Genomic DNA, 20,139 nt, shown 5'->3' on the forward strand with positions numbered 1-20,139 from the left:
TATAATATTAAGACTTTTTAGCGCCTTTTTTCTTATTCTTATTGCCTTGTGCTTTATGCTGAGGTTTTGGAAAAGGTCTTTTTTCAGGCTCAGTACGCAATACTAAAAATAGGTCCGTTAAGACGTCAGGTATCTGAGCAATACAAGAATTAGTCAATTTTTCACTGGCTCTAATCTCAATCACTTCTTCGTCATCAAATAAATCAGAAGCAACCATAATAGGTAGCAACAACTCGGCAACCACTTCTTCTTTTTCAGACTCAAACCAAGCGCTTTCAGTCATAAATACCCCCTCCATAAAACCGGAGGCCCATTCTTGTAATTCGCTCAACTCTTCTGGGGATTGCCCCATTTCTAGCTCACAAGGGATCATAAAGCCATCTTCAGACTCCAGCTCTTTTTGAATATCAATAAAAAGACGTGATAAGTATTGAAGTATTTGCTTTTCTTGTTTTTCATTTTCGAATTTAGGTGTGTCTTCAAAGATAACGGGCAGCCACTTCTCCTCAGCTGTGCTAACAGGACAAATAGACAATGCCGTTAAGAAGCCATGTGTCATAACAAAGTTTTGACATTCCTCATGAACTTGATCCGACTCCAAAAAACTTTCTAACGTTTCTAATTCAAGATCATCAAGAGGTTGGTGTGCCATGTAAATAATTCCCTAATACAGATTAAGTATCCGATTCTAGCGAAAAGAAGGTGAAAAATCGATGCAGAAAGTGCGTGGTTAAGGGATAATTCCCAAATGAACTTAAAGAAACGTACACTTTCCCGTTTAGGCCACACCGAATATCGTCCACTGCAAGAAGAAGCAATAGACGCATTATGCTCTGGTCGAGACGTTTTACTCGCGGCGCCAACAGGCGGCGGAAAATCTTTGGTTTACCAAGCGGCTGGACTCATTAGAAATGGCGTCGCGGTCATTGTCAGCCCTTTGTTATCCCTTATGTCTCAGCAAGTGGATGAATTGAATAAGAAGGGCATTAGGGCACAGTTTCTTAATTCCACATTAAACCCTGGCGAACAAGATGATCTTGTTTGGGCGTTACGACATAAACACATTGATTTGCTGTATCTATCTCCAGAAAAACTGGTTCAACCTTCCGTGATCGGATTTCTTCATAGTTTTGACATTGCTCTGTTTGCCATTGATGAAGCTCACTGTATTTCTCAATGGGGTAATTTTTTCAGGCCTGAGTACAGTCAATTAGGTCAGCTTAAAGCTTTTTTCCCTGATGTCCCTATCATCGCGCTTACCGGAACAGTCGATAAAGAGACCATGACTACGATTCAAGAGTCGTTGCAACTTCATGACTGCCTTGTTATGAAAAACAGCTTCGACCGTGCCAACATTAATATTCAAATTGCACAAAAAAGAAAAGCCAAGCAACAAATATTGTATTTTCTGCACCATGAAGTACCGGGCGAAACAGGAATTATTTATTGCCGCTCTAGAAAGAAAACAGAAGACATTGCTAGTTGGCTGAGCCATTTAGGACTGCCCAGTTTGAGCTACCACGCAGCAATGACAGAGGAAGATAAACAAAGAAACCATAAAACCTTTGCTGAGCAATATGGCACCATCATGGTCGCAACCACGGCGTATGGAATGGGTATTGATATCGCCCATGTGCGGTTTGTAGTGCATTTGGACTTGCCTAATAGCCCAGAATCGTATTTTCAGGAAGTAGGTCGGGCTGGTCGCGATGGAAAACCAGCGAAATCACTTTTGCTGTATGGCCTTCAAGATATGTTACAAGCTCAGCAGCTTGCCGCTTCACAGCCTTTGGCAGCAGAGAAAGAAATTCAACACTTAGGCAACTTATTTCAAATCTTAGAAGGGCGCGGTTGTAGGCGACAAAATTTACTGTCTCACTTTGATGAAAACATTCCCGCTTGCCTTCACTGCGATCGCTGCCTTTCTACAAAATCAGAGCAAAATATGACAACAACCAGCCAAAAGTTTTTGTCACTAATTTATCACACAAAAGGCTTACAGCCATTTGCATTACTCATCCAAATTTTACTGGGAAAGAGAACCAAAGCCGTAAGTGCCATCAGAGCGGAGTTACTCCCATTATTTGGCAAGGGGAAAGAGCTAAACGAAGTGCAATGGAAGTCTGTTGTGCGTCATTTAATCGCCTATGAATACATCAAAATTGGCATATCTAGTATTTTCACAGTGCAAATTACTGAAAAATCACGAAGTGTACTGCAAGGTAAAACGCAAATTATTATTCCAAGCGAACACTATTACCCAGCACTTCAGGAAGACCAACTGGCGTTAGACAAGGTTAAGTGGCATAAGATTTTGGCATGGAAATACGAATACGGAAAAATAAACTTGAGCGACACTCAACTTAGGTTAATTTGTTTACATAAACCCAACTCTATTGCTTCATTAAGTCGCTTAACTGGGCTGTCAAAAGAAAATGTGGCTGATTTTTCCGAAAGCTTGATGAAAATCATTCACGAATCGAATCCAAAAGAGGTCAGTACATCATGCCTATGACGTCTAAAAATATGACGGCAGATTATGATGCATTAAACATCATTATTGATAAGGCAAATGTATGTTTCAATCAGGCAAACACGTTTTTTGGTCATGAATTTATCCCCGCAACGTGCAACCTAAAACAAAGAGGGAAGGCAGCAGGTACAGCGCACTTACAAAAGAATGAACTGCGCTTTAATCATTTTATGTATCAACAAAATCCAGACGAGTTTGTCAGCACGGTAGTTCCCCATGAGGTGGCCCATATCATTGTTTATCAAATTTATGGTGATACAGTGAGACCTCACGGTAAAGAGTGGCAAGCGGTTATGCAGAAAGTCTATGGTATTAGGCCAAGTAGGACTCATTCCTTTGATGTGCCTCCTCAAAAGCAATCCTATGAATATCATTGCTCCTGTCAAAAGCACCACTTTAGCAAGCGTCGCCATACTAGAGCTCAACAGGGCGTTGAATACGTTTGCAGAGGATGCCGATCAACATTACAATTTGTAGATCTAAATAAGTAACTGCGTACATAAAGCAGAAGGAAATTGATTTTTTATACACTTTTGTCGTATATCCTCCATTTTATATGCGATTCCACCTTCATTTATAGTAATATAGGCACGTTTTGTTTAAAGCGTATATATGATGGACTTATCTAATAAACCCAAAGAAAAACTTGAGCTGAATAAGCTCCAAAAACGCCTTCGTAGATTAACAGGCCAAGCGATTGCTGACTTCAACATGATTGAAGAAGGTGACAAAGTGATGGTGTGTCTATCCGGTGGCAAAGACTCTTACACTATGCTTGAGATTTTACGAAATCTACAAGCTAGCGCACCGATTAATTTCAGTATCGTTGCGGTCAATCTAGATCAAAAGCAACCCGGTTTTCCTGAGCATATTTTACCAGCTTACTTGGAAGAGGTAGGAGTAGACTTTCATATTCTAGAACGTGACACATACAGCATTGTGAAAGAAATTATACCTGAAGGTAAAACCACTTGCGGTTTATGTTCTCGTTTGCGTCGTGGATCCTTGTATGGTTTCGCGGAAGAAATTGGAGCGACAAAAATAGCACTTGGTCATCATAGAGATGACATTCTTGAAACGTTATTCTTAAATATGTTTTTTGGTGGAAAAATGAAATCTATGCCGCCAAAGCTTTTAAGCGATGATGGCAAACATATCGTTATTCGTCCATTGGCGTACTGCAAAGAAAAAGACATTGAGACATTTTCCGTTATGAAGGAGTATCCCATTATTCCTTGTAATCTTTGCGGTTCCCAAGAAAACCTACAGCGACAAGTTGTTAAAGACATGCTGCAAAAATGGGAACAAGAGTTTCCGGGACGAACAGAAACCATGTTTACCGCTATGCAAAATGTCGTTCCGTCACACTTAGCGGACAAAGAATTATTTGATTTTAAAGGGTTAAAGCAGTCGCCAGCGGCCTTTGACCGATTAAATATTATTTCATTATAGGATAAGAGAAATGAACCTCACACATAAAACACTATTGTTAACCGCCGGTATTCTAGGGTCATCTCTCGTAAATGCTTCAACTGCTTCTGTAGGTTTAACGAATGACACTGTTAAAGGTGACGTTAATCTAAACATGGGAACTTTTGGTATCGATGTAGGAATGAGCTACGATAAAGACGAAAGCCTTTCTACAGGACATATCGGCTTGAATGTAGAAGATTCCGAAGGGGCAGGTGGGCCTTTACAAGTAGGTATTGGTGTTCGTTTATATGCGATAGACGCTGATCGGAAGCAAGAAGAGGACTTATCTTTAGCGCTAGCGCTTGGTGGTTGGTACCGCTACACTCTTCCAGAAGCAAACCGAATAAGTATTTATGGGTCTTTGTATTACGCACCTGAAGTACTTTCCTTTACCAACCTTGATCATATGTACACTTATGAGTTTCGCGCTGAATACATGACAATGCGTAATGCACGCGTCTATCTTAGCTATGGTAAAACAACAGCTATATATGATGACAATAGTCGAATAGAAGCTAATAAAGGCTTATCTATTGGTGCATCAGTAGACTTTTAGTCTTAAAAAATTTCGCATATAAAAAAGGTGGCTCAGCCACCTTTTTTATATTTTGATGTTAACTAAAATCATTCTCCATCATAGGCGCACAGACTAAAAACAGGAATATCGCTGTCTCTTAACTTCTGGCTTCCACCAAGATCTGGCAAGTCAATAATCGCTGCTACTTCTTTGATGTTTGCGCCTTGCTTGGTCAATAATTTAATCGCTGCGAAAAGCGTACCACCAGTGGCAATTAAATCATCAAACAGCAACACTTCATCGCCAGCCTTTACCGCGCCTTCTTGGATTTCCAATTCAGCGTCACCGTATTCTAAAGCGTATTTCTGTGAAATGGTTTTGCCTGGAAGCTTGCCTTTCTTTCTAACTAAAATTAGAGGCTTCTGTAATTCGTAAGCCAATACTGCCGCGATCAAAAAGCCTCGAGCATCAATACAAGCAATATGAGAAATGTCCGTGGATATGTAACGATGAACATAAGCATCCACCACCATCCTCATGCCTTTTGGGTCGCTAAAAATAGGCGTAATATCACGAAAGCTAACGCCTTCTTTTGGCCAGTCTTCTACAGTTTGTATTAGTGATTTAACATAAAAATCGTCGTAAAGCATATCTAGTAGCGCCTCAATATATCAATCAAATTCGAGCAATTTTACCACAATCGCTAGCAACCCCAATGAGTTTTTGCATTTCGGGAAAATTGAGTATTTCAATTTCTTTACCATCGACGTGTATTAATTCACTTTTTTGGAATCGTGTAATCACACGACTCACGGTTTCAACCGCTAAACCAAGATAATTCCCTATCTCGCCACGAGACATAGACAAACGAAACGATGACGCCGAATAACCACGTATTTTAAACCGATTAGATAAGTTCAGTAAAAAAGATGCAACTTTTTCATCTGCATTCTTTTTACCCAATAAAACCATCATCTGTTGATCATCAGAAATTTTACGACTCATTATTCTAAATAATTGGTGCCTTAAAGAAGGGATCTGAACGGAGAGGTCTTCTAAGTGAGTAAATGGAATTTCACAAACTGTTGTTGTTTCCAAAGCCTTTGCTGAAACAGGGTACTTATTTGAGTCAATTCCACTAAGACCAACTAACTCACTAGGACAATAAAAGCCTGTGATTTGCTCTTCACCATAAGAAGTAATGTTAAAAGTCTTTAAGGTGCCGGAACGAACAGCATAAACAGAGTTGAAGGTATCCCCTTGACGAAATAAAAACTCCCCTTTTTTTAGAGGCTTTTTGCGCTCAATAATTTGATCTAGTTTATTGATGTCTTCATCCGCTAATGCAATTGGTAGGCAAAGCGCACTTAAGCTGCAATTTTGGCATTGCGAAGTAAGCGTACTGTTAAATCGTGATTGTGTGTGTGTCATTGCCATGTGAATCTCCCTGATTTCGATCTATATAACTTTTGAGTATTTTATAGAGTTATTCAAATATTTATCGAAAACCATACAAATACAACGAATAAGTAATCTACCGCGTTCCGTGACTTTTATAGTGGCCTGCACACCACCGCGATGAACTTCCACCATCTCATCATCGACCATAGGTTTTAGCATGTCTACTTCTTCACCAAAATAGTCGAAAAAACGTATATTAAACATTTTCTCGATAATGACAGTATTGAGTTCAAACTGCGCAATGAGCGTCATAATCACTGTGTGACGAATTCTATCATCTAAGTCGCTTATATAGCCTTTTGATATGGCCAATTGCCCCTTCTCGATACTATTTCTATATTTTGAAAGATCGGTATGGTTTTGAATATAAACGCCTTTTATATCACTAATGGCAGACACACCAAAAGCAACCAAATCAGTACCCGCATGAGTAGTATAGCCCTGGAAATTCCGCTGCAATTCGCCTTGCTTTTGAGCTTTGGCCAAGCTATCACCGGGCTTTGCGAAATGGTCCATGCCAATGTATTCATAGCCAGCCGAAATTAAAGATTCGATGCTCATTTTTAGCAAATCAAGCTTCATACTTGGTGATGGTAAGCTTTCATCCAATATACGCCGTTGAGATCGAAACCGTTCTGGCAAATGGGCATAATTAAAAAGAGAGATTCTTTCTGGCGATAACGCCACGACATCAGCTAACGTCGCCCTAAAACCTTCCATTGATTGATAGGGCAGGCCATAGATAAGATCGAAGTTTATCGATTTGATATTTAGTTTTCTGGCATCGCTAACCAAATCGGCTACCATTTTTATAGGTTGAATTCGATGGATAGCCTCTTGAACTTTAGAATCAAAATCTTGAACGCCGATACTGATTCTATTAATACCCATATCGGTTAGTAACTTAAGCTTAGAGTACGTAATTTCACGCGGGTCAATTTCGATACTGTAGTCTTGAGTTCCGTCATTAATCAAATTGAAATACTGCTTTATGTCACTAAACAACGACCGAATAAGCTCTTCTGTTAAAAAGGTCGGCGTACCTCCGCCAAAATGCAACTGCGTTACTTTTCTTGTGTGATCCAGCATAAGGCTACGCAGTCTCATCTCTTCACCCAAGAGCTCAACGTATTCGACACCTTTATCATACTGCTTAGTCACAATTTTATTGCAGGCGCAGTAATAGCAAAGGTGCGCACAGAAAGGAATATGGAAATACAAGCTAAGCGGTTTTTCTGATGGCATTAGCATCTTATCAATCAGAGCTATTTTGCTTATCGTTGAGTCAAATTGTGGCGCTGTAGGGTAAGAAGTATAGCGAGGTCCAGATAAATCGTACTTGCCAATAAGTGAAGAGTCCCAGATCATGGTGTGTTCCTATTAAAATTTCTAATAGGAGTGTACTCTTTTGTAAAGTGGAATCTTCTGATCCAGATCAATGATTACCGTCCCCGATTAAGAAAGTTTGAATGAAAAGCGTCGTGTTTTATAGCCAACAAGGTTCTAACCCTCTCTCGAATCTGATCTAATACTATTTTCAAAAATGGTCATCATGAATACTCTCCCTTTTTATATCGCTCATGGCGCAGGTGCAGGCCACAACAACCCTTTCTTAAAACGACTTTGTGAGAAAATTTCAGAGCAGAGAAAGCACACTATCATTCCTGTCACTTTTTCCTACATGCAAGAGCAGGAGCTGTCTGGCAAAAGAAGACCACCCCCTCGTTTCAATACTCTGATCCCCGAATACAGTGATTTAATTAAACATGAGCAAGCCTGTATTGTCGGTGGCAAATCAATGGGGGGACGAGTAGCGACGCAGCTAACAGAGCTTGCTATGGTAAAAGCAGTAGTCTGTTTCGGTTTTCCTTTTTATCCAGCGGGTAAGCCCGAAAAAAATAGATTATCTTTCCTATCAGAACTTCAGGTTCCATGTCTCATTATTCAAGGAACAAGAGATCAGCTCGGTTCCTATGAATGGGTAAACCAACAATCGCTACCGAACCTTGTTGAAATTATTTGGGTAGAAGGCGCCGATCATGATTTTAAAACACTTAAAAAACACGGTAAAACAATAAACGACACCATTTCAGAATTAGCAACTAGCACTCATAACTGGTTACAAGCAAACACTTAAATGGCTCACAAAGCTTTGAATATTTTCATTGAATAGATAATTATTTATTAAACATTGAGAGGAAGATTATGGAACACCACGCTCTGCTTGATGCAACCGATTTACTGTGTCCAGAACCTGTAATGATGCTGCATGTTGAAATGCGAAAACTATCTGCTAAAGCAATTTTAAAGGTCATCGCGACTGATCCTTCAACAACACGCGACATTCCGAAGTTCTGTCAATTTCTTGGCCATAAATTAATCCAGCAAGAACAAGATAATGGCTGTTATTACTATTGGATAGAAAAGAAAGAAGAGAAGTAAAAAAAGAGTCTAGATTACTTAAAATCTAGACTCTTTTTTATATCGTAATGTGATGAACCGACTATTAAGCGACTTTTAGTTTTTTTGCATGATCTTTATGACCAAGAATCGCACTTTGATAAGTATATGCAAAACTAGAAAACGCAACATCGACATCCAATCGAAGCTGGCGAACCACATCATTAGACGAAATCACACCTCGTATTGCTTTGGTGTCTTCATCAATAACAAGCAAATGTTGGAGTAAATTGTGTCGTTGACTAAACAGAAGTGACTCAATGTCTGAATTTTTCAATGAGGTATAAGACAGCGCAAGTAGCTCTTCTTTTGCTCTCATCAAGTCAGCAACCATTAATTCCGAACGTTTGAACCCATTAGCGATCTGTTTGATAAAAACATCTTCAGACAAATCATCAAGACTAATAACACCAATGAAGCGATTATCGGTATCAACCACTATTTTCATCCGCACATGCTCTTTTTTCATCAATTGAACAAGTTCGTCTGCACGTGTGCTGGACTCAATAACTCGTGGCCCTGCTGTTGTAAAATCTGTAAAAACAGATAAAGCAGAAGAATAAATATTTATATCCTCTGTTGTAGCAGGCCATATAAGGTTGTTAACGTCTTTTGTAGATACATAAGTTAGTGTTTTCATGATAGAACCCCAGTAAAAAATAAATAAATAATTTGGGTAAGTTAAATCAATGAAGAGGGTGGGGCTCGTGGATTAATATTGTCGCTAACGTTAGCGACAATGGGAAAGCGGTAAGGACGAATGGCCGTGAACGTTACTGCATAAATATCGGTGTAAAAAGCAAAGAATGTCGTACAAACATTATCTGATCCGTTTTCTTGATCTGGAACAACGACCTCATCACACTTTTCTTCTACAGTAGGCTCTAACCAACGAAATTGATTTACTTCTTGAGCATTGGCGCGCTGAGAAATCGTCAATAAAGACGATAAAATCACGGCAATGATCATCAGTAATTGCATTTTCATGGCGCTAACTATCCCTTCTAACCCTTGTTTTATCTACTAAATATAGGCCTGCTGCTTAGGGAATTACAGTCTTTTTTGAAAAAAAACATCATATTTTCACGATCGTGCACTTTGTCGGTCAAATGCGACCTAATTCAAATAAACTTGATCTATGTCGCCATTCCCTTCTAGTTACTCAGCTAATCTGTATGCGAGTTTATTTATCCATTGGGAGTGTGTTATGAAAGCCGCTGTTGCTAGTAAATTTGGTTCTGTTCTAAAGATCGAAGATATCGCCAAACCTGTGATTGAGCCTCACCAAATACTTGTAAAAATCCATGCTTGTGGGGTTTGTCATACGGACTTGCATGCTTGCCACGGAGACTGGCCAGTAAAACCTACACTCCCCTTGGTGCCTGGACATGAAGGTGTTGGCGAAGTCGTTGAAGTAGGAAGCGCAGTTAAGCACATTAACACTGGAGATCGAGTTGGTATCCCATGGCTATATAGTGCATGCGGCCACTGTGAATACTGCCTAAGTGGTAATGAAAACCTATGCTTGTCCCAACAAAACTCAGGATATTCAGTCAATGGTAGTTATGCTGAATTTTGTGCCGCTCATGCTGACTATGTCGTAAAGATCCCCGAAGGCCTTAGCTATATTGAAGCGGCACCATTATTTTGCGCCGGCGTAACAACCTATAAAGCACTTAAAGTATCAACCACTAAACCTGGTGATTGGGTGGCTATTTTTGGCATTGGCGGACTAGGCCACTTAGCGGTTCAATATGCGGTCGCTATGGGGTTAAGAGTGGTGGCTGTTGATACGGGTAAACCAAAACGTGACCTAGCCATGTCGCTTGGTGCTGAACATTACTTTGACTTTAAAACCGACGATGTTGTTAAAAGCATTCTCGAAAAAACGAGTGGTGTACACGCCAGTGTTTGTACTGCTGTCAGCAAGGTTGGCTTTAGACAAAGTTATGATGTCATAAGACGTGGAGGTAAATGCGTATTGGTTGGTTTACCACCAGAAGACATGCCATTGCCTATATTCAATACCGTTCTCAATGGTGTCAGTGTTGTTGGGTCTATTGTCGGCACCAGAAAAGATCTTGAAGAATGTTTGGAATTTGCGGCTCGTGGCAAGGTAAAGGCGATTGTTGAAGAGAAAAAGCTCGAAGATATAAATGACATTTTTGAAGACATGGAGAAAGGTGAAATTACGGGACGAATTGTCATGTCCATGTAATATATAGCGAGACATAAAAAAGGAGCGAATCCCTACAATATTGGGTTTCCGCTCCTTTTAGTGTTTTATTACCGTCACGATGATTAAACTGCGGCTGGCAACATAATAGTCGCTTCACCCGTTACAACCACTTTACCTTCGCACTCGCACACTGTTTTTAGCGTTGCTCGGCGACGACGCACATTAATATCCGTCACAGTCACTGTTGTCACTACTTCTTGCCCAATAAAAACAGGCGAACGAAATTTCAATGTTTGCTCTAGATAAATGCAGCCAGGTCCAGGTAGTTGCGTGCCAATTGCGGCAGAAATAAACCCCGCCGTTAGCATGCCATGAGCAATTGGCTGACCAAAAGAAGTGGTTGCGGCATATTCTGCATCTAGATGAACGGGATTGGTATCGCCGGTCACTTCCGCAAAAGCATGCACATCTGCTTTGGTCACCGTTTTACGATACTCAACACTTTGATCAATAGAAAGTTGCTCTAATGTATAGCCAGAAGTCATTACCAATCCTTATATTGTATTTTATCGCTATGGTACACTTTCGGCGCGCCATTCTTAAGAGGTATCTATGGTTAAGTTAGTGATTTTTGATTGGGACGGTACCTTATTCGATTCCATCGATAAAATTTGTTTTAGCATGCTCCAAGCAGCGCAGTTGGCAAAAGCGCCAGCTAGAGAAAAAGACGACATCAAAAATATCATTGGCCTGTCTCTGGATAAGGCCGTCGCAGTCGTTTGGCCAGAACTATCAATAACAGAGCAGGGCATCATTATTGAGCATTATAAAGGCATTTATGTCGCAGAAGATCAAACGCCAGCAGAGGCATATCCAGGCGTTATTGATGTATTAAACCAACTTAGAGACGCTGGTGTAAAACTGGCAGTTGCCACGGGCAAAAGCCGTAAAGGGCTTGAAAGGGCGATGACGTTAACCAATACAAAAAATTACTTTATTACAACGCGTTGTGCCGACGAAGCATTGTCTAAGCCTCATCCACTAATGCTAGAGCAAATACTCACAGAACTGGACATATCACCAGAGCACGCGATCATGATTGGCGACACAGAATACGATTTAAACATGGCAACGAATGCCGGTATGAAAAGTATCGGAGTCACCTACGGCGCCCACCACGAAATTCGCCTTAAAGCCTGCCTACCTCATGCGCTAGTGAACGATTTCAATCAATTAACAACTATTCTAGGGTTATAAATAATGAGTTGGACTGAAGATGAAGATAAAAGTGAATCACTTAACCAAAATGCAAATGCGCCTAAGCAGCCAATCGAACCACAAGAAAAAGAGAATCTAGACCCGAACAGGGAGATTTGGACATTACTTGAAAAGACACTCAGTGAAAATATTATTGAAAAACGACGCGCCAGACGCTGGAGGATCTTTTTTCGCTTTTCAATGCTGGCCATTATATGGGCGGTTTTGGGCGGGTGGTTTATGCAATCTACTCTGCAAAACGCCAACTTGGAAGGAGATGTCATTGCGATGATTCCAATGCGTGGCGTTATCGGCGCTGATGCAGAGATTGAGTCGTCTGACGTTGTTAACTTACTTGATGACGCCTATCAAAATAGCCGTCTTAAAGGCGTTATTATTGAAATGAACAGCCCAGGCGGTAGCCCTGTTCATTCCGGCATTATTTATGATGCTATTCGTGCCAAAGAGCAGGCTTATCCAGAGATTCCGGTATTAGTAGTAGTTGAAGATATGGCCGCTTCAGGTGGGTATTATATCGCGTCTGCTGCCAGTGAAATCTACGCAGACAAAGCCAGCTTAGTAGGCTCTATTGGTGTTATTTCTTCAGGTTTTGATGCCAGCAATTTACTTGAAAAAATTGGCGTGGAGCGTCGCACTTTCACCGCAGGCCGCAATAAGGCCTTTCTAGACCCATTCTCACCAATGACTGACGAAGCCAGAGATAAATGGCAAGCCGTGCTAGATGAAACGCATCAGCAATTCATCAATGCAGTTAAAGAGGGCCGTGGCGACAGACTGACGATCACCGATGATGTTTTTTCTGGCATGGTGTTCACGGGTTCTCAAGCGCAAAAAATTGGCTTGATCGATGGTTTGTCCAGTGTAAATGAATTACTAAACTCTCGATTCCCGGACGCAACGCCCGTATTTTATGAAATTAAGCAAGATTCATGGAGAGAATTGGCTAAAGAGTTTGGTGTCGAAATGGCCACAAAAATACTAAGCACTACCCGTATTGAATAATTAAATAAAACCATTCTTCTTTTAAAGCCCCTTCGGGGGCTTTTTTATTGCCTATAAAATGCGCAAGATAGCCGTGTTTTTCTACACACAGAACCTCCAGCAAAAGGCTTATGTTTAACTTATAGTATATTTGATAATATATATTCCTATATTTATGAAATAATAAACCGGGAAGACATCATGGCTCGCAAAGCAAATATAGCACGAGAAGAAATCCATCAAGCCTGTTGGGAGCTAATCGAAAAAAACACTTTCCCTAACATCCCTCGTTTAACAGAACACTTTGCTCTAAAAGATGGGCGGCGCTGTTCAAATACGACTTTTATGAACGCCATCGCAGGATGGGAAAACTCTTATAAAGAGCACCAACAACACCAGCTTCAAGAACTAAGTGATATTTTGCTGCCAATTTTTAAGCGTTTTTCAAGAGACGTCACACAAAATCTCGGCCAATTGCTAGATGAAAAGTCTACCGACCTAGAGCAACACCAAATACGCAAGCAAGAAGCCACGGAGGGTGGTTTCCTATCCTTGTCTTCCGCCTTGATAGAACTACAAGAAACACATGACGCATTAACAATAGAACACAAAAAAAATTGCTCACACTCAGAAGACATACAAAAAAAGTTAGCCTTTAGTGATCAACGATATCAAGATGTGCTCTCCCACAACCATGTATTAAACAGTCAGTTAAAACAGGAGCAAAATAGCAATACGGAACTCAGAATAAACCTGTCCCAAAAAGAAGTAGATCTTGCCAAGCAAGACAATCAACTGACGTTACTCAAACAAGAAAACACCAAACTCGTCGCAGAACTAAAGAACAATCAGATCAAGCAAGTAAAAGGTGAGGCTGAAAGATGGCTAGAAATCACAAAAAAACTGGACACACTGACAAGTTCAATAGAAACCATCAATCACAAAGATAGAGGCTCAAAAAAATAACCGTTATAATGTGGCTCTAGCCAAACACGCGCACATATTATTAAGAAGAGATGATGAGCAATAAACAATCAGCAATTCGTGATTTAACCACTATCAAAGACTATATTCGCTGGACTTTCAGTCGATTCAAACAAGCCGATTTATTTTATGGTCATGGTACCGACAACCCTTGGGATGAAGCCGTTCAACTTGTTATGGGGGCATTAAAGCTACCGCTTGATTTTGATCGTGACATGCTTGATTGCGCATTAACTTATAATGAAAAGAAACACATTCTAAAATTGGTACATACCCGCATCACCAAACGCGAGCCATTGCCTTATTTGTTAGGCGAAGCTTGGTTTATGGGTCTGCCATTCAAAGTTACTAAAGACACCTTAATCCCTCGCTCTCCTATTATTTCTTTATTAGAAAACGAGTTTACTCCTTGGCTCAAAAATTACCCTTTAAGCATTCTAGACATGTGTACCGGCTCTGGCTGTTTGGGCATTGCCGCCGCACTAGTCTTTGAAGACGCTCGCGTTGACTTAACGGACATCAGCGAGAAAGCGCTACTGGTCGCCAATGAAAATATTTTACGTCATCACGTTGAAGATAGAGTGGAAGCCATCCATTCAGATATGTTTAAAGGGTTAGTTGGAAAACAGTACGACCTTATTATTTGCAACCCACCTTACGTAGACGCTGAAGATTTTAAAAACTCCCCAGCAGAGTTTCATAATGAACCTGAATTGGCGCTTACCTCCGGTGAAGATGGTCTTACTTTCACTCGTAATTTTTTAGCTCAAGTCGGGCATTATCTGCACGATGACGGTATATTAGTGTACGAAGTAGGAAATACTGAAATCGCATTACAAGCCGCATACCCTAGCATCCCCTTTATGTGGGTTGAACTAGAGCAGGGTGGTAATGGTGTTTTCATCCTAACCAAAGAACAACTCAGCGAACTATTACAAGAGCAGAAATAGCCTATGTCTGGTAATACATTTGGAACACTCTTTAAAGTCACCACCTTTGGTGAAAGTCACGGCATTGCGCTTGGTGCGATTGTTGATGGCTGCCCACCGGGGATAGAGATCTGTGAAGCGGATCTGCAGCGAGATTTAGACCTGCGTAAACCAGGCACCTCCAAACACACGACACAGCGTCGTGAAGCAGACGAAGTAAAGATTTTGTCTGGTGTGTTTGAAGGTAAAACGACGGGTACGCCAATTGGTTTAATGATCGAAAATACCGATCAGCGTTCAAAAGATTATGGCAACATCGCGGACACTTTTCGCCCAGCTCATGCTGATTACACTTACGATCAAAAATATGGCTTCCGCGATTATCGTGGTGGCGGTCGTTCATCTGCTCGTGAAACCGCAATGCGAGTTGCCGCAGGCGCCATTGCTAAAAAATATTTAAAGCAGCAGTTTGGCATTCAAATTCAAGGCTTCTTATCTCAACTCGGCCCAATCAAACTTGCCGTTAAAGATTTGAGCCAAGTCTATGAGAATAGCTTCTTTAGCCCTGACCCAGACGCGATTCCTGAGCTGGAAAAATACATGACAGCCTTGCGTCGCGAAGGCGATTCTGTCGGTGCAAAAATCACAGTGATTGCCACAAACGTCATGCCCGGTTTAGGCGCGCCAGTGTTTGACCGTCTAGATGCAGACATCGCCAAAGCGATTATGAGCATAAACGCGGTAAAAGGCGTTGAAATCGGTGACGGTTTTGATGTGGTCGAACAAAAAGGCAGCGAACACAGAGACGAGATGACACCAGAAGGCTTTTTAAGTAATCATGCTGGCGGTGTTTTAGGTGGCATATCTTCTGGGCAAGACATTGTCGTTCACATGGCGCTGAAACCCACATCGAGTATTACTATTCCCGGTAAAAGTATTGACCGGGCAGGCAATCCAATTGAAGTCATTACCAAAGGTCGACACGACCCTTGCGTTGGTATTCGAGCGACACCGATTGCAGAAGCTATGCTGGCATTAACCATTATGGATCACCTACTCAAACACAGAGCACAAAACGCTGACGTCGTTTGCCCAACGCCGATTATTAAAGGGCAAGCCTAGCTTATTTGGTAAGACCTAATGAAGAGCCGCTATTTTAAAATAGCGGCTTTTTTTATCTTCTTTCAACACCTAGAGAATAAAGGTGACTAAATGGTAGTTAAAACAGGCTCTACCGTCGTTCGTATCTGCGTCGGATCAAATAATCCGGTTAAAGTCGGCGCAGCAAAACAAGCTTTTACGCTCATGTATCCTAATCATATTGTCCATTGTGAGGAAATGCATGCACCATCTGGCGTAGCAGACCAACCGATGACAGAAGCAGAAACACGACTTGGAGCTCAAAATCGAGCTCGTTACTGTGCTCGATATTATCATGAACAACAAAACAATTCGGACATGGATTACTTTGTGGCAATGGAAGGCGGTGTCGATAAATTTGAGGAGGGCGCAGCGACCTTCGCTTATGTGGTGATTTTAAGCGGTGAAGGAGCATTAATGACTGGCCGGTCAGCTAATTTACCGTTACCAAATAAAGTTTATAACCGATTACAAGCCAATGAAGAGCTTGGTGAGGTTATGGATGATTTATTTAATACATCCAATATTCGGCAAAAAGGCGGAGCAATTGGTCTATTTACCAATCACGCAGCGACCAGAGAAAGTGTTTATACCCAAGCCTTAGTGCTTGCATTAGCACCATCATTGCATCCAGAGCATTATTCAGACTAATAAATTTTGTATATAAAAGTAGAAACAATGAAGTACCAATGGATCTTATTTGACGCTGACGAAACCCTTTTTCATTTCGATAACTTCGCAGGTCTAAAGCACATGTTCGCCAAAAATAACGTCGTTTTCGAGCAAGCAGAATTTGATGAATACCAAACACTGAATAAACCACTTTGGGTCGAATACCAAAACGGCAACATTAGTGCAGAACAACTACAGACACTTCGTTTTCAGCGCTGGAGTGATACATTAGCCATAAGCACGAAAGAGCTTAATAAACAGTTTTTAGACGCTATGGCGGACATTTGTAAAACATTGCCAGGCGCCGTAGAACTCGTAAAGTATTTGCATGAAAACAAAGTGAATATGGGTATCATCACCAATGGATTTACACAGCTACAGCACATACGCTTAGAACGAACTGGATTTTTACCGTATTTTTCACCTGTCGTCATTTCAGAATTGGTTGGTGTCGCTAAACCTAATGCCTTGATATTTGAAGACGCATTGAGAAAAATGAACCACCCAGACAAGAAGCACGTACTCATGGTTGGCGATACATTGGAATCAGACATTCTTGGCGGCAATAGTTTTGGGTTTGATACTTGTTGGTTGAACCATCACAGCAAACAACATCCGGCAGAGATAACACCAACACATCAAATCAGCTCATTAACAGAGTTGCTGGTTTGGCTGAAGAACCAGTAAGAAAAATGCAGTATAACAGAAGCTTTTAAGAGGTCTATATTCACTTACTATTTCCGATAAATGTTATTATCGGAAATAGCGTATTTAATCAAACAACCTTTGTTATAAGGTTAATTTTTGTTTGAAAATACCATCATGCCTGATAGCTAATAGATTTTGAGATGCTCTCTACGCTTATGTACCGCTACACTACAGCGGCACATGATTTTTGGAATAGTGTTAGCTAGCCATTTCTGGCGTAGCAATAATGCAACGGTTTCGACCTTGCCCCTTGGCTTCATAAAGCGCTTGATCAGCCAACGAAAGCGTTTTTTCAATTGTTATTGAATCAGCGCTCCATGCCGCAATGCCAATAGACGCTGTAATATGTCCAACTATTCCATATGAATCAGCTTCACGCCACTTAACATTGCTCTTTTTAGGCTCAAGCTTTCGACGTACCACGAGTTGATTTTTTCTATATCCTCGCTCACTGTTGGACTATCAAGTGATTTCGCCCTCTCAGCCAATTGCTGAAGTGGGCGTGAAATAGCCCGTGCAAATAACCAAATAAACAAAAACACAGCCAATGTCATCGGCAAGGTTCTTAAAATAACTTTTTCCATAATACCGGTTAACGGTAGCAACGTAGATTCTAAAGGACTTTGCGTTATGATGATCCAATCTGTACTAAGGATGCTGGCGTAGCCTGCTAACATCTCGATACCTTGACCATTTTTTAGCAGTAAGCCCCCTTCTTTCTTACTGATAATTTCATCCAATCCGTCATTGTTATTAACAAAGGTTCCAATTCGCTCTTTTTGTGGGTGATACAAAATTTGATTATATTTATCTATCACATAAATATAGGAGCCATCTTCATAGTAATGTTCGCCTAATATCTTACTCAGAATATTCGGTTTTCTAAGGTAGATAGATCCCCCTAAAAAACCCAAATAATGATGCTGATCGTCAAAGATAGGCGCAGAGATAAAGATCAAAAGATTTTTTATCGTGGATATGTATGGCTTACTGATCAACGCTCTTTTTGCTTTTAACGCTTCTAAACTGCCGGCTGAGTTAAGTTGTTTGCCAACTAGGTTTAACGTTTCTGGGGACGCCGCTTGAGTCAAGCCGGAAGCGTCGCTAATCACCACAGAGTTAAAACTGTCCGTTTGATATTTCAATCTGTTGGCTTCATCACTTAAAAAAACATCGTCTGCCATTTTGTCCGATAGAATATTAGCGGTGTACTCAAGTTGCTGGCGTGATGCGGCCAAAAACACCTCTGTAGTATCTGAAAGCTTACTGGCATACGCACGATTGACTTCTGTCGCTTGAAAAATCAATTGTTCTCTTTGTACTTCGTAATTCGAATAGAAGCTGTTTATAAAAGTTAGTGTGGTGGCCGTTATAGCCAAGAATAAAATCAGCCGATTTAATTTTAAAAATTTACTTTTCAAGATTCCCAAAAAACTTTATTCCTATTCTACTAAAACGAGCGCCAGCGTCATTAATCAAAAAAAGTACAAATAAAAGACGCAGTGTTGCGTCTTTTATATTGATGCTGCTCTTTCTAACACTCTTATTTAAGCGGCTTTTGCCTTCACTTCTATGTTCTTTATCGTTGCTCGTCGATTCAACCAGACCATTACTAAGCCGATAAAGGACAGTAAAGCCGCCGCGGTTGGAATCCAATCAAAACCGAAACCAATGCTGATTACTAATCCACCTAATGCTGCACCTAACGCATTGCCTAGATTAAATGCACCAATATTAATGGAAGATGCTAATCCAGGCGCTTGATTGGCGATTTTCATCACTTGCATTTGCAGCGGTGGTCCGCTACCAAAAATAACCATCCCCCACAGTAAGATTGTGACGCCAGCGCCAACCACAGAAGTCGAAGTAAAGCGAAACATAACCAACACAAGCACTTGTAAGCCAAGAAACACAAACAACGCTAAATCAGGCGATTTATCGGTCACCTTGCCGCTGATGTAATTTCCTAGCGTAAAACCAATTCCTGTTAACGCCAGCATAATTGCAATCGCGTTATCCGATGCTTGTGCCAAGGTCTGCATGATTGGCGCAATATAGGTATAAAGCGTAAACATAGAACCAGCGCACATTACCGTTGTTGCAAATGCTCTTAATGCAGCAGGTTGCATTATTGCCTTAAGCTCATTTTTGACATTTGGCTTCTTAGGTAATGGCATAGTGGGCAAGCTACGACTAATTCCAATAATTGCCACAACGCCCAGTAAGGCAGTAACCGCAAAGGAAATACGCCAATCAAACGTTTGTCCTAACCAAGTAGTGATGGGAACCCCAACTATATTAGCAATCGTTAGCCCAAGAAAAATTGACGCTACCGCAGAGCCTTTTTTGTGATAAGGCGCAAGATTCATCGCAACAACCGCACCTATACCAAAGAAGGCACCATGTGAAAGACTGGTAATAACGCGCGATATTAAGAAGGTTTCGTAGTTGACCGATAACGCAGACAATACATTGCCCACGACAAAAATAACCATTAACGCAAGCAAGGATGTTTTGTGGCTGTATCGGGTTAAATATAAGGTAATCAAAGGAGCGCCTATCATTACACCTATTGCATAGGCACTAATGAGTAACCCAGCTGCAGGTATAGACGCATTAACGCCGTCGGCAATTACGGGCAATAAGCCCATAGGCATGAACTCTGTGGTACCTAATCCAAAAGTACCAAGAGCAATGGCAAAAATACCCCATTGGTAAGCAAGCATAATCGCTCCAAAGTTTGTTTAAATAATAAGTGACAAGGGCTTGTTCAACGCTGAAATAAAATAAACCAAGAGATCCCTCTTGGCTTATTTTTAGCGCT

24 protein-coding genes are annotated in these 20,139 nt (G+C 40.9%); 14 read left to right on the plus strand and 10 right to left on the minus strand.

The features are described 5' to 3' along the window. Positions 1-7 precede the first annotated feature (7 nt). The gene (locus MP3633_RS09815; RefSeq protein ID WP_176335409.1) at positions 8-652 is read right to left on the minus strand and encodes a UPF0149 family protein; all 645 of its coding nucleotides are present in this window, start codon (positions 650-652) and stop codon (positions 8-10) included. 96 nt (positions 653-748) lie between these two features. On the opposite strand from MP3633_RS09815, the gene MP3633_RS09820 reads away from it, so the two are divergent. The 4 genes from MP3633_RS09820 (at position 749) to MP3633_RS09835 (ending at position 4,562) form a co-directional block, all read left to right on the plus strand. Next, the gene (locus MP3633_RS09820; RefSeq protein WP_176335410.1) at positions 749-2,515 is read left to right on the plus strand and encodes a RecQ family ATP-dependent DNA helicase; all 1,767 of its coding nucleotides are present in this window, start codon (positions 749-751) and stop codon (positions 2,513-2,515) included. Then, positions 2,506-3,024, plus strand: a complete 519-nt coding sequence (locus tag MP3633_RS09825) for a SprT family zinc-dependent metalloprotease (protein WP_176335411.1) — start codon at positions 2,506-2,508, stop codon at positions 3,022-3,024. Before MP3633_RS09820 ends, MP3633_RS09825 begins: the two co-directional genes overlap by 10 nt. 121 nt (positions 3,025-3,145) lie before the next feature. Continuing rightward, positions 3,146-3,985 carry a tRNA 2-thiocytidine(32) synthetase TtcA gene (gene ttcA / locus MP3633_RS09830; RefSeq protein WP_112138614.1) on the plus strand — a complete coding sequence of 280 codons (840 nt, stop codon included), beginning with the start codon at positions 3,146-3,148 and terminating at the stop codon, positions 3,983-3,985. Between the two features lie 10 nt (positions 3,986-3,995). Then, a complete protein-coding gene (locus tag MP3633_RS09835; protein ID WP_176335412.1) occupies positions 3,996-4,562 on the plus strand; it encodes a YfaZ family outer membrane protein in 567 nt (188 codons plus the stop codon). A gap of 68 nt (positions 4,563-4,630) precedes the next feature. On the opposite strand, the gene MP3633_RS09840 is transcribed toward MP3633_RS09835, so the two are convergent. The 3 genes from MP3633_RS09840 to hemN are packed head-to-tail and all read right to left on the minus strand — an operon-like array spanning position 4,631 to position 7,352. Continuing rightward, complete coding sequence (locus MP3633_RS09840; protein WP_176335413.1) at positions 4,631-5,173, minus strand: adenine phosphoribosyltransferase; 543 nt, start codon at positions 5,171-5,173, stop codon at positions 4,631-4,633. Positions 5,174-5,198: 25 nt separating this feature from the next. Continuing rightward, positions 5,199-5,960, minus strand: a complete 762-nt coding sequence (gene fnr, locus MP3633_RS09845; RefSeq protein WP_112138608.1) for a fumarate/nitrate reduction transcriptional regulator Fnr — start codon at positions 5,958-5,960, stop codon at positions 5,199-5,201. Positions 5,961-5,981: 21 nt separating this feature from the next. Next, positions 5,982-7,352, minus strand: a complete 1,371-nt coding sequence (gene hemN / locus MP3633_RS09850; RefSeq protein ID WP_176335414.1) for an oxygen-independent coproporphyrinogen III oxidase — start codon at positions 7,350-7,352, stop codon at positions 5,982-5,984. A 184-nt stretch (positions 7,353-7,536) separates the two neighbouring features. On the opposite strand from hemN, the gene MP3633_RS09855 reads away from it, so the two are divergent. Both MP3633_RS09855 and tusA read left to right on the plus strand, forming a co-directional pair. Continuing rightward, positions 7,537-8,121 carry an alpha/beta family hydrolase gene (locus MP3633_RS09855; RefSeq protein ID WP_176335415.1) on the plus strand — a complete coding sequence of 195 codons (585 nt, stop codon included), beginning with the start codon at positions 7,537-7,539 and terminating at the stop codon, positions 8,119-8,121. Positions 8,122-8,189: 68 nt separating this feature from the next. Further along, entirely contained in the window at positions 8,190-8,426 is a 237-nt protein-coding gene (gene tusA, locus MP3633_RS09860; RefSeq protein ID WP_112138602.1) for a sulfurtransferase TusA, read from the plus strand. Between the two features lie 64 nt (positions 8,427-8,490). Here tusA and MP3633_RS09865 read toward each other — a convergent pair whose 3' ends face one another. Together MP3633_RS09865 and MP3633_RS09870 are read right to left on the minus strand one after the other, a co-directional pair. Further along, positions 8,491-9,084, minus strand: coding sequence for a CBS domain-containing protein (locus MP3633_RS09865; RefSeq protein WP_176335416.1), 594 nt, complete (start codon positions 9,082-9,084; stop codon positions 8,491-8,493). A gap of 41 nt (positions 9,085-9,125) precedes the next feature. Then, positions 9,126-9,431 carry a hypothetical protein gene (locus MP3633_RS09870; RefSeq protein WP_176335417.1) on the minus strand — a complete coding sequence of 102 codons (306 nt, stop codon included), beginning with the start codon at positions 9,429-9,431 and terminating at the stop codon, positions 9,126-9,128. Between the two features lie 220 nt (positions 9,432-9,651). Between MP3633_RS09870 and adhP the strand changes: the two genes are divergently transcribed. Then, entirely contained in the window at positions 9,652-10,662 is a 1,011-nt protein-coding gene (adhP, locus tag MP3633_RS09875) for an alcohol dehydrogenase AdhP (RefSeq protein ID WP_176335418.1), read from the plus strand. 83 nt (positions 10,663-10,745) lie between these two features. On the opposite strand, the gene MP3633_RS09880 is transcribed toward adhP, so the two are convergent. Beyond that, positions 10,746-11,168, minus strand: a complete 423-nt coding sequence (locus MP3633_RS09880; protein ID WP_176335419.1) for a MaoC family dehydratase — start codon at positions 11,166-11,168, stop codon at positions 10,746-10,748. A 67-nt stretch (positions 11,169-11,235) separates the two neighbouring features. Between MP3633_RS09880 and MP3633_RS09885 the strand changes: the two genes are divergently transcribed. From MP3633_RS09885 to yjjG, 7 genes are all read left to right on the plus strand, one after another. Continuing rightward, entirely contained in the window at positions 11,236-11,880 is a 645-nt protein-coding gene (locus MP3633_RS09885) for an HAD-IIIA family hydrolase (protein ID WP_176335420.1), read from the plus strand. A gap of 3 nt (positions 11,881-11,883) precedes the next feature. Further along, a complete protein-coding gene (gene sppA, locus MP3633_RS09890; RefSeq protein WP_176335421.1) occupies positions 11,884-12,903 on the plus strand; it encodes a signal peptide peptidase SppA in 1,020 nt (339 codons plus the stop codon). 180 nt (positions 12,904-13,083) lie between these two features. Next, entirely contained in the window at positions 13,084-13,848 is a 765-nt protein-coding gene (locus MP3633_RS09895) for a hypothetical protein (RefSeq protein ID WP_176335422.1), read from the plus strand. A 53-nt stretch (positions 13,849-13,901) separates the two neighbouring features. Further along, positions 13,902-14,816, plus strand: coding sequence for a 50S ribosomal protein L3 N(5)-glutamine methyltransferase (gene prmB, locus MP3633_RS09900; RefSeq protein WP_176335423.1), 915 nt, complete (start codon positions 13,902-13,904; stop codon positions 14,814-14,816). A 3-nt stretch (positions 14,817-14,819) separates the two neighbouring features. Further along, a complete protein-coding gene (gene aroC / locus MP3633_RS09905) occupies positions 14,820-15,917 on the plus strand; it encodes a chorismate synthase (protein WP_112138585.1) in 1,098 nt (365 codons plus the stop codon). Between the two features lie 90 nt (positions 15,918-16,007). Beyond that, positions 16,008-16,586: an inosine/xanthosine triphosphatase gene (gene yjjX, locus MP3633_RS09910; RefSeq protein WP_176335424.1), complete on the plus strand. Its 579-nt coding sequence runs from the start codon at positions 16,008-16,010 to the stop codon at positions 16,584-16,586. 27 nt (positions 16,587-16,613) lie between these two features. Continuing rightward, positions 16,614-17,294: a pyrimidine 5'-nucleotidase gene (yjjG, locus tag MP3633_RS09915; protein ID WP_176335425.1), complete on the plus strand. Its 681-nt coding sequence runs from the start codon at positions 16,614-16,616 to the stop codon at positions 17,292-17,294. Positions 17,295-17,513: 219 nt separating this feature from the next. Here yjjG and MP3633_RS19135 read toward each other — a convergent pair whose 3' ends face one another. The 3 genes from MP3633_RS19135 to MP3633_RS09930 form a co-directional block, all read right to left on the minus strand. Further along, the gene (locus MP3633_RS19135; protein WP_176335426.1) at positions 17,514-17,738 is read right to left on the minus strand and encodes a GGDEF domain-containing protein; all 225 of its coding nucleotides are present in this window, start codon (positions 17,736-17,738) and stop codon (positions 17,514-17,516) included. Beyond that, entirely contained in the window at positions 17,669-18,622 is a 954-nt protein-coding gene (locus MP3633_RS09925; RefSeq protein WP_176335427.1) for a cache domain-containing protein, read from the minus strand. The genes MP3633_RS19135 and MP3633_RS09925 overlap by 70 nt, the downstream gene beginning before the upstream one ends. Positions 18,623-18,862: 240 nt before the next feature. Further along, the gene (locus MP3633_RS09930; protein ID WP_176335428.1) at positions 18,863-20,041 is read right to left on the minus strand and encodes an MFS transporter; all 1,179 of its coding nucleotides are present in this window, start codon (positions 20,039-20,041) and stop codon (positions 18,863-18,865) included. Positions 20,042-20,139: the final 98 nt, after the last annotated feature.

This window comes from Marinomonas primoryensis (assembly GCF_013372285.1).
In the GTDB taxonomy this organism is placed as follows: domain Bacteria; phylum Pseudomonadota; class Gammaproteobacteria; order Pseudomonadales; family Marinomonadaceae; genus Marinomonas; species Marinomonas primoryensis.

Coding starts and splice junctions, on each gene's coding strand:
- MP3633_RS09895 (WP_176335422.1), top strand. CDS start 13,084: ATGGCTCGCAAAGCAAATATAGCACGAGAAGAAATCCATCAAGCCTGT.
- MP3633_RS09930 (WP_176335428.1), bottom strand. CDS start 20,041: ATGCTTGCTTACCAATGGGGTATTTTTGCCATTGCTCTTGGTACTTTT.
- fnr (WP_112138608.1), bottom strand. CDS start 5,960: ATGGCAATGACACACACACAATCACGATTTAACAGTACGCTTACTTCG.
- yjjG (WP_176335425.1), top strand. CDS start 16,614: ATGAAGTACCAATGGATCTTATTTGACGCTGACGAAACCCTTTTTCAT.
- aroC (WP_112138585.1), top strand. CDS start 14,820: ATGTCTGGTAATACATTTGGAACACTCTTTAAAGTCACCACCTTTGGT.
- MP3633_RS09885 (WP_176335420.1), top strand. CDS start 11,236: ATGGTTAAGTTAGTGATTTTTGATTGGGACGGTACCTTATTCGATTCC.
- yjjX (WP_176335424.1), top strand. CDS start 16,008: ATGGTAGTTAAAACAGGCTCTACCGTCGTTCGTATCTGCGTCGGATCA.
- MP3633_RS09865 (WP_176335416.1), bottom strand. CDS start 9,084: ATGAAAACACTAACTTATGTATCTACAAAAGACGTTAACAACCTTATA.
- tusA (WP_112138602.1), top strand. CDS start 8,190: ATGGAACACCACGCTCTGCTTGATGCAACCGATTTACTGTGTCCAGAA.
- prmB (WP_176335423.1), top strand. CDS start 13,902: ATGAGCAATAAACAATCAGCAATTCGTGATTTAACCACTATCAAAGAC.
- MP3633_RS09840 (WP_176335413.1), bottom strand. CDS start 5,173: ATGCTTTACGACGATTTTTATGTTAAATCACTAATACAAACTGTAGAA.
- MP3633_RS09880 (WP_176335419.1), bottom strand. CDS start 11,168: ATGACTTCTGGCTATACATTAGAGCAACTTTCTATTGATCAAAGTGTT.
- MP3633_RS09820 (WP_176335410.1), top strand. CDS start 749: ATGAACTTAAAGAAACGTACACTTTCCCGTTTAGGCCACACCGAATAT.
- adhP (WP_176335418.1), top strand. CDS start 9,652: ATGAAAGCCGCTGTTGCTAGTAAATTTGGTTCTGTTCTAAAGATCGAA.
- MP3633_RS09855 (WP_176335415.1), top strand. CDS start 7,537: ATGAATACTCTCCCTTTTTATATCGCTCATGGCGCAGGTGCAGGCCAC.
- ttcA (WP_112138614.1), top strand. CDS start 3,146: ATGATGGACTTATCTAATAAACCCAAAGAAAAACTTGAGCTGAATAAG.
- sppA (WP_176335421.1), top strand. CDS start 11,884: ATGAGTTGGACTGAAGATGAAGATAAAAGTGAATCACTTAACCAAAAT.
- MP3633_RS09835 (WP_176335412.1), top strand. CDS start 3,996: ATGAACCTCACACATAAAACACTATTGTTAACCGCCGGTATTCTAGGG.
- MP3633_RS09825 (WP_176335411.1), top strand. CDS start 2,506: ATGCCTATGACGTCTAAAAATATGACGGCAGATTATGATGCATTAAAC.
- hemN (WP_176335414.1), bottom strand. CDS start 7,352: ATGATCTGGGACTCTTCACTTATTGGCAAGTACGATTTATCTGGACCT.
- MP3633_RS09815 (WP_176335409.1), bottom strand. CDS start 652: ATGGCACACCAACCTCTTGATGATCTTGAATTAGAAACGTTAGAAAGT.
- MP3633_RS09870 (WP_176335417.1), bottom strand. CDS start 9,431: ATGAAAATGCAATTACTGATGATCATTGCCGTGATTTTATCGTCTTTA.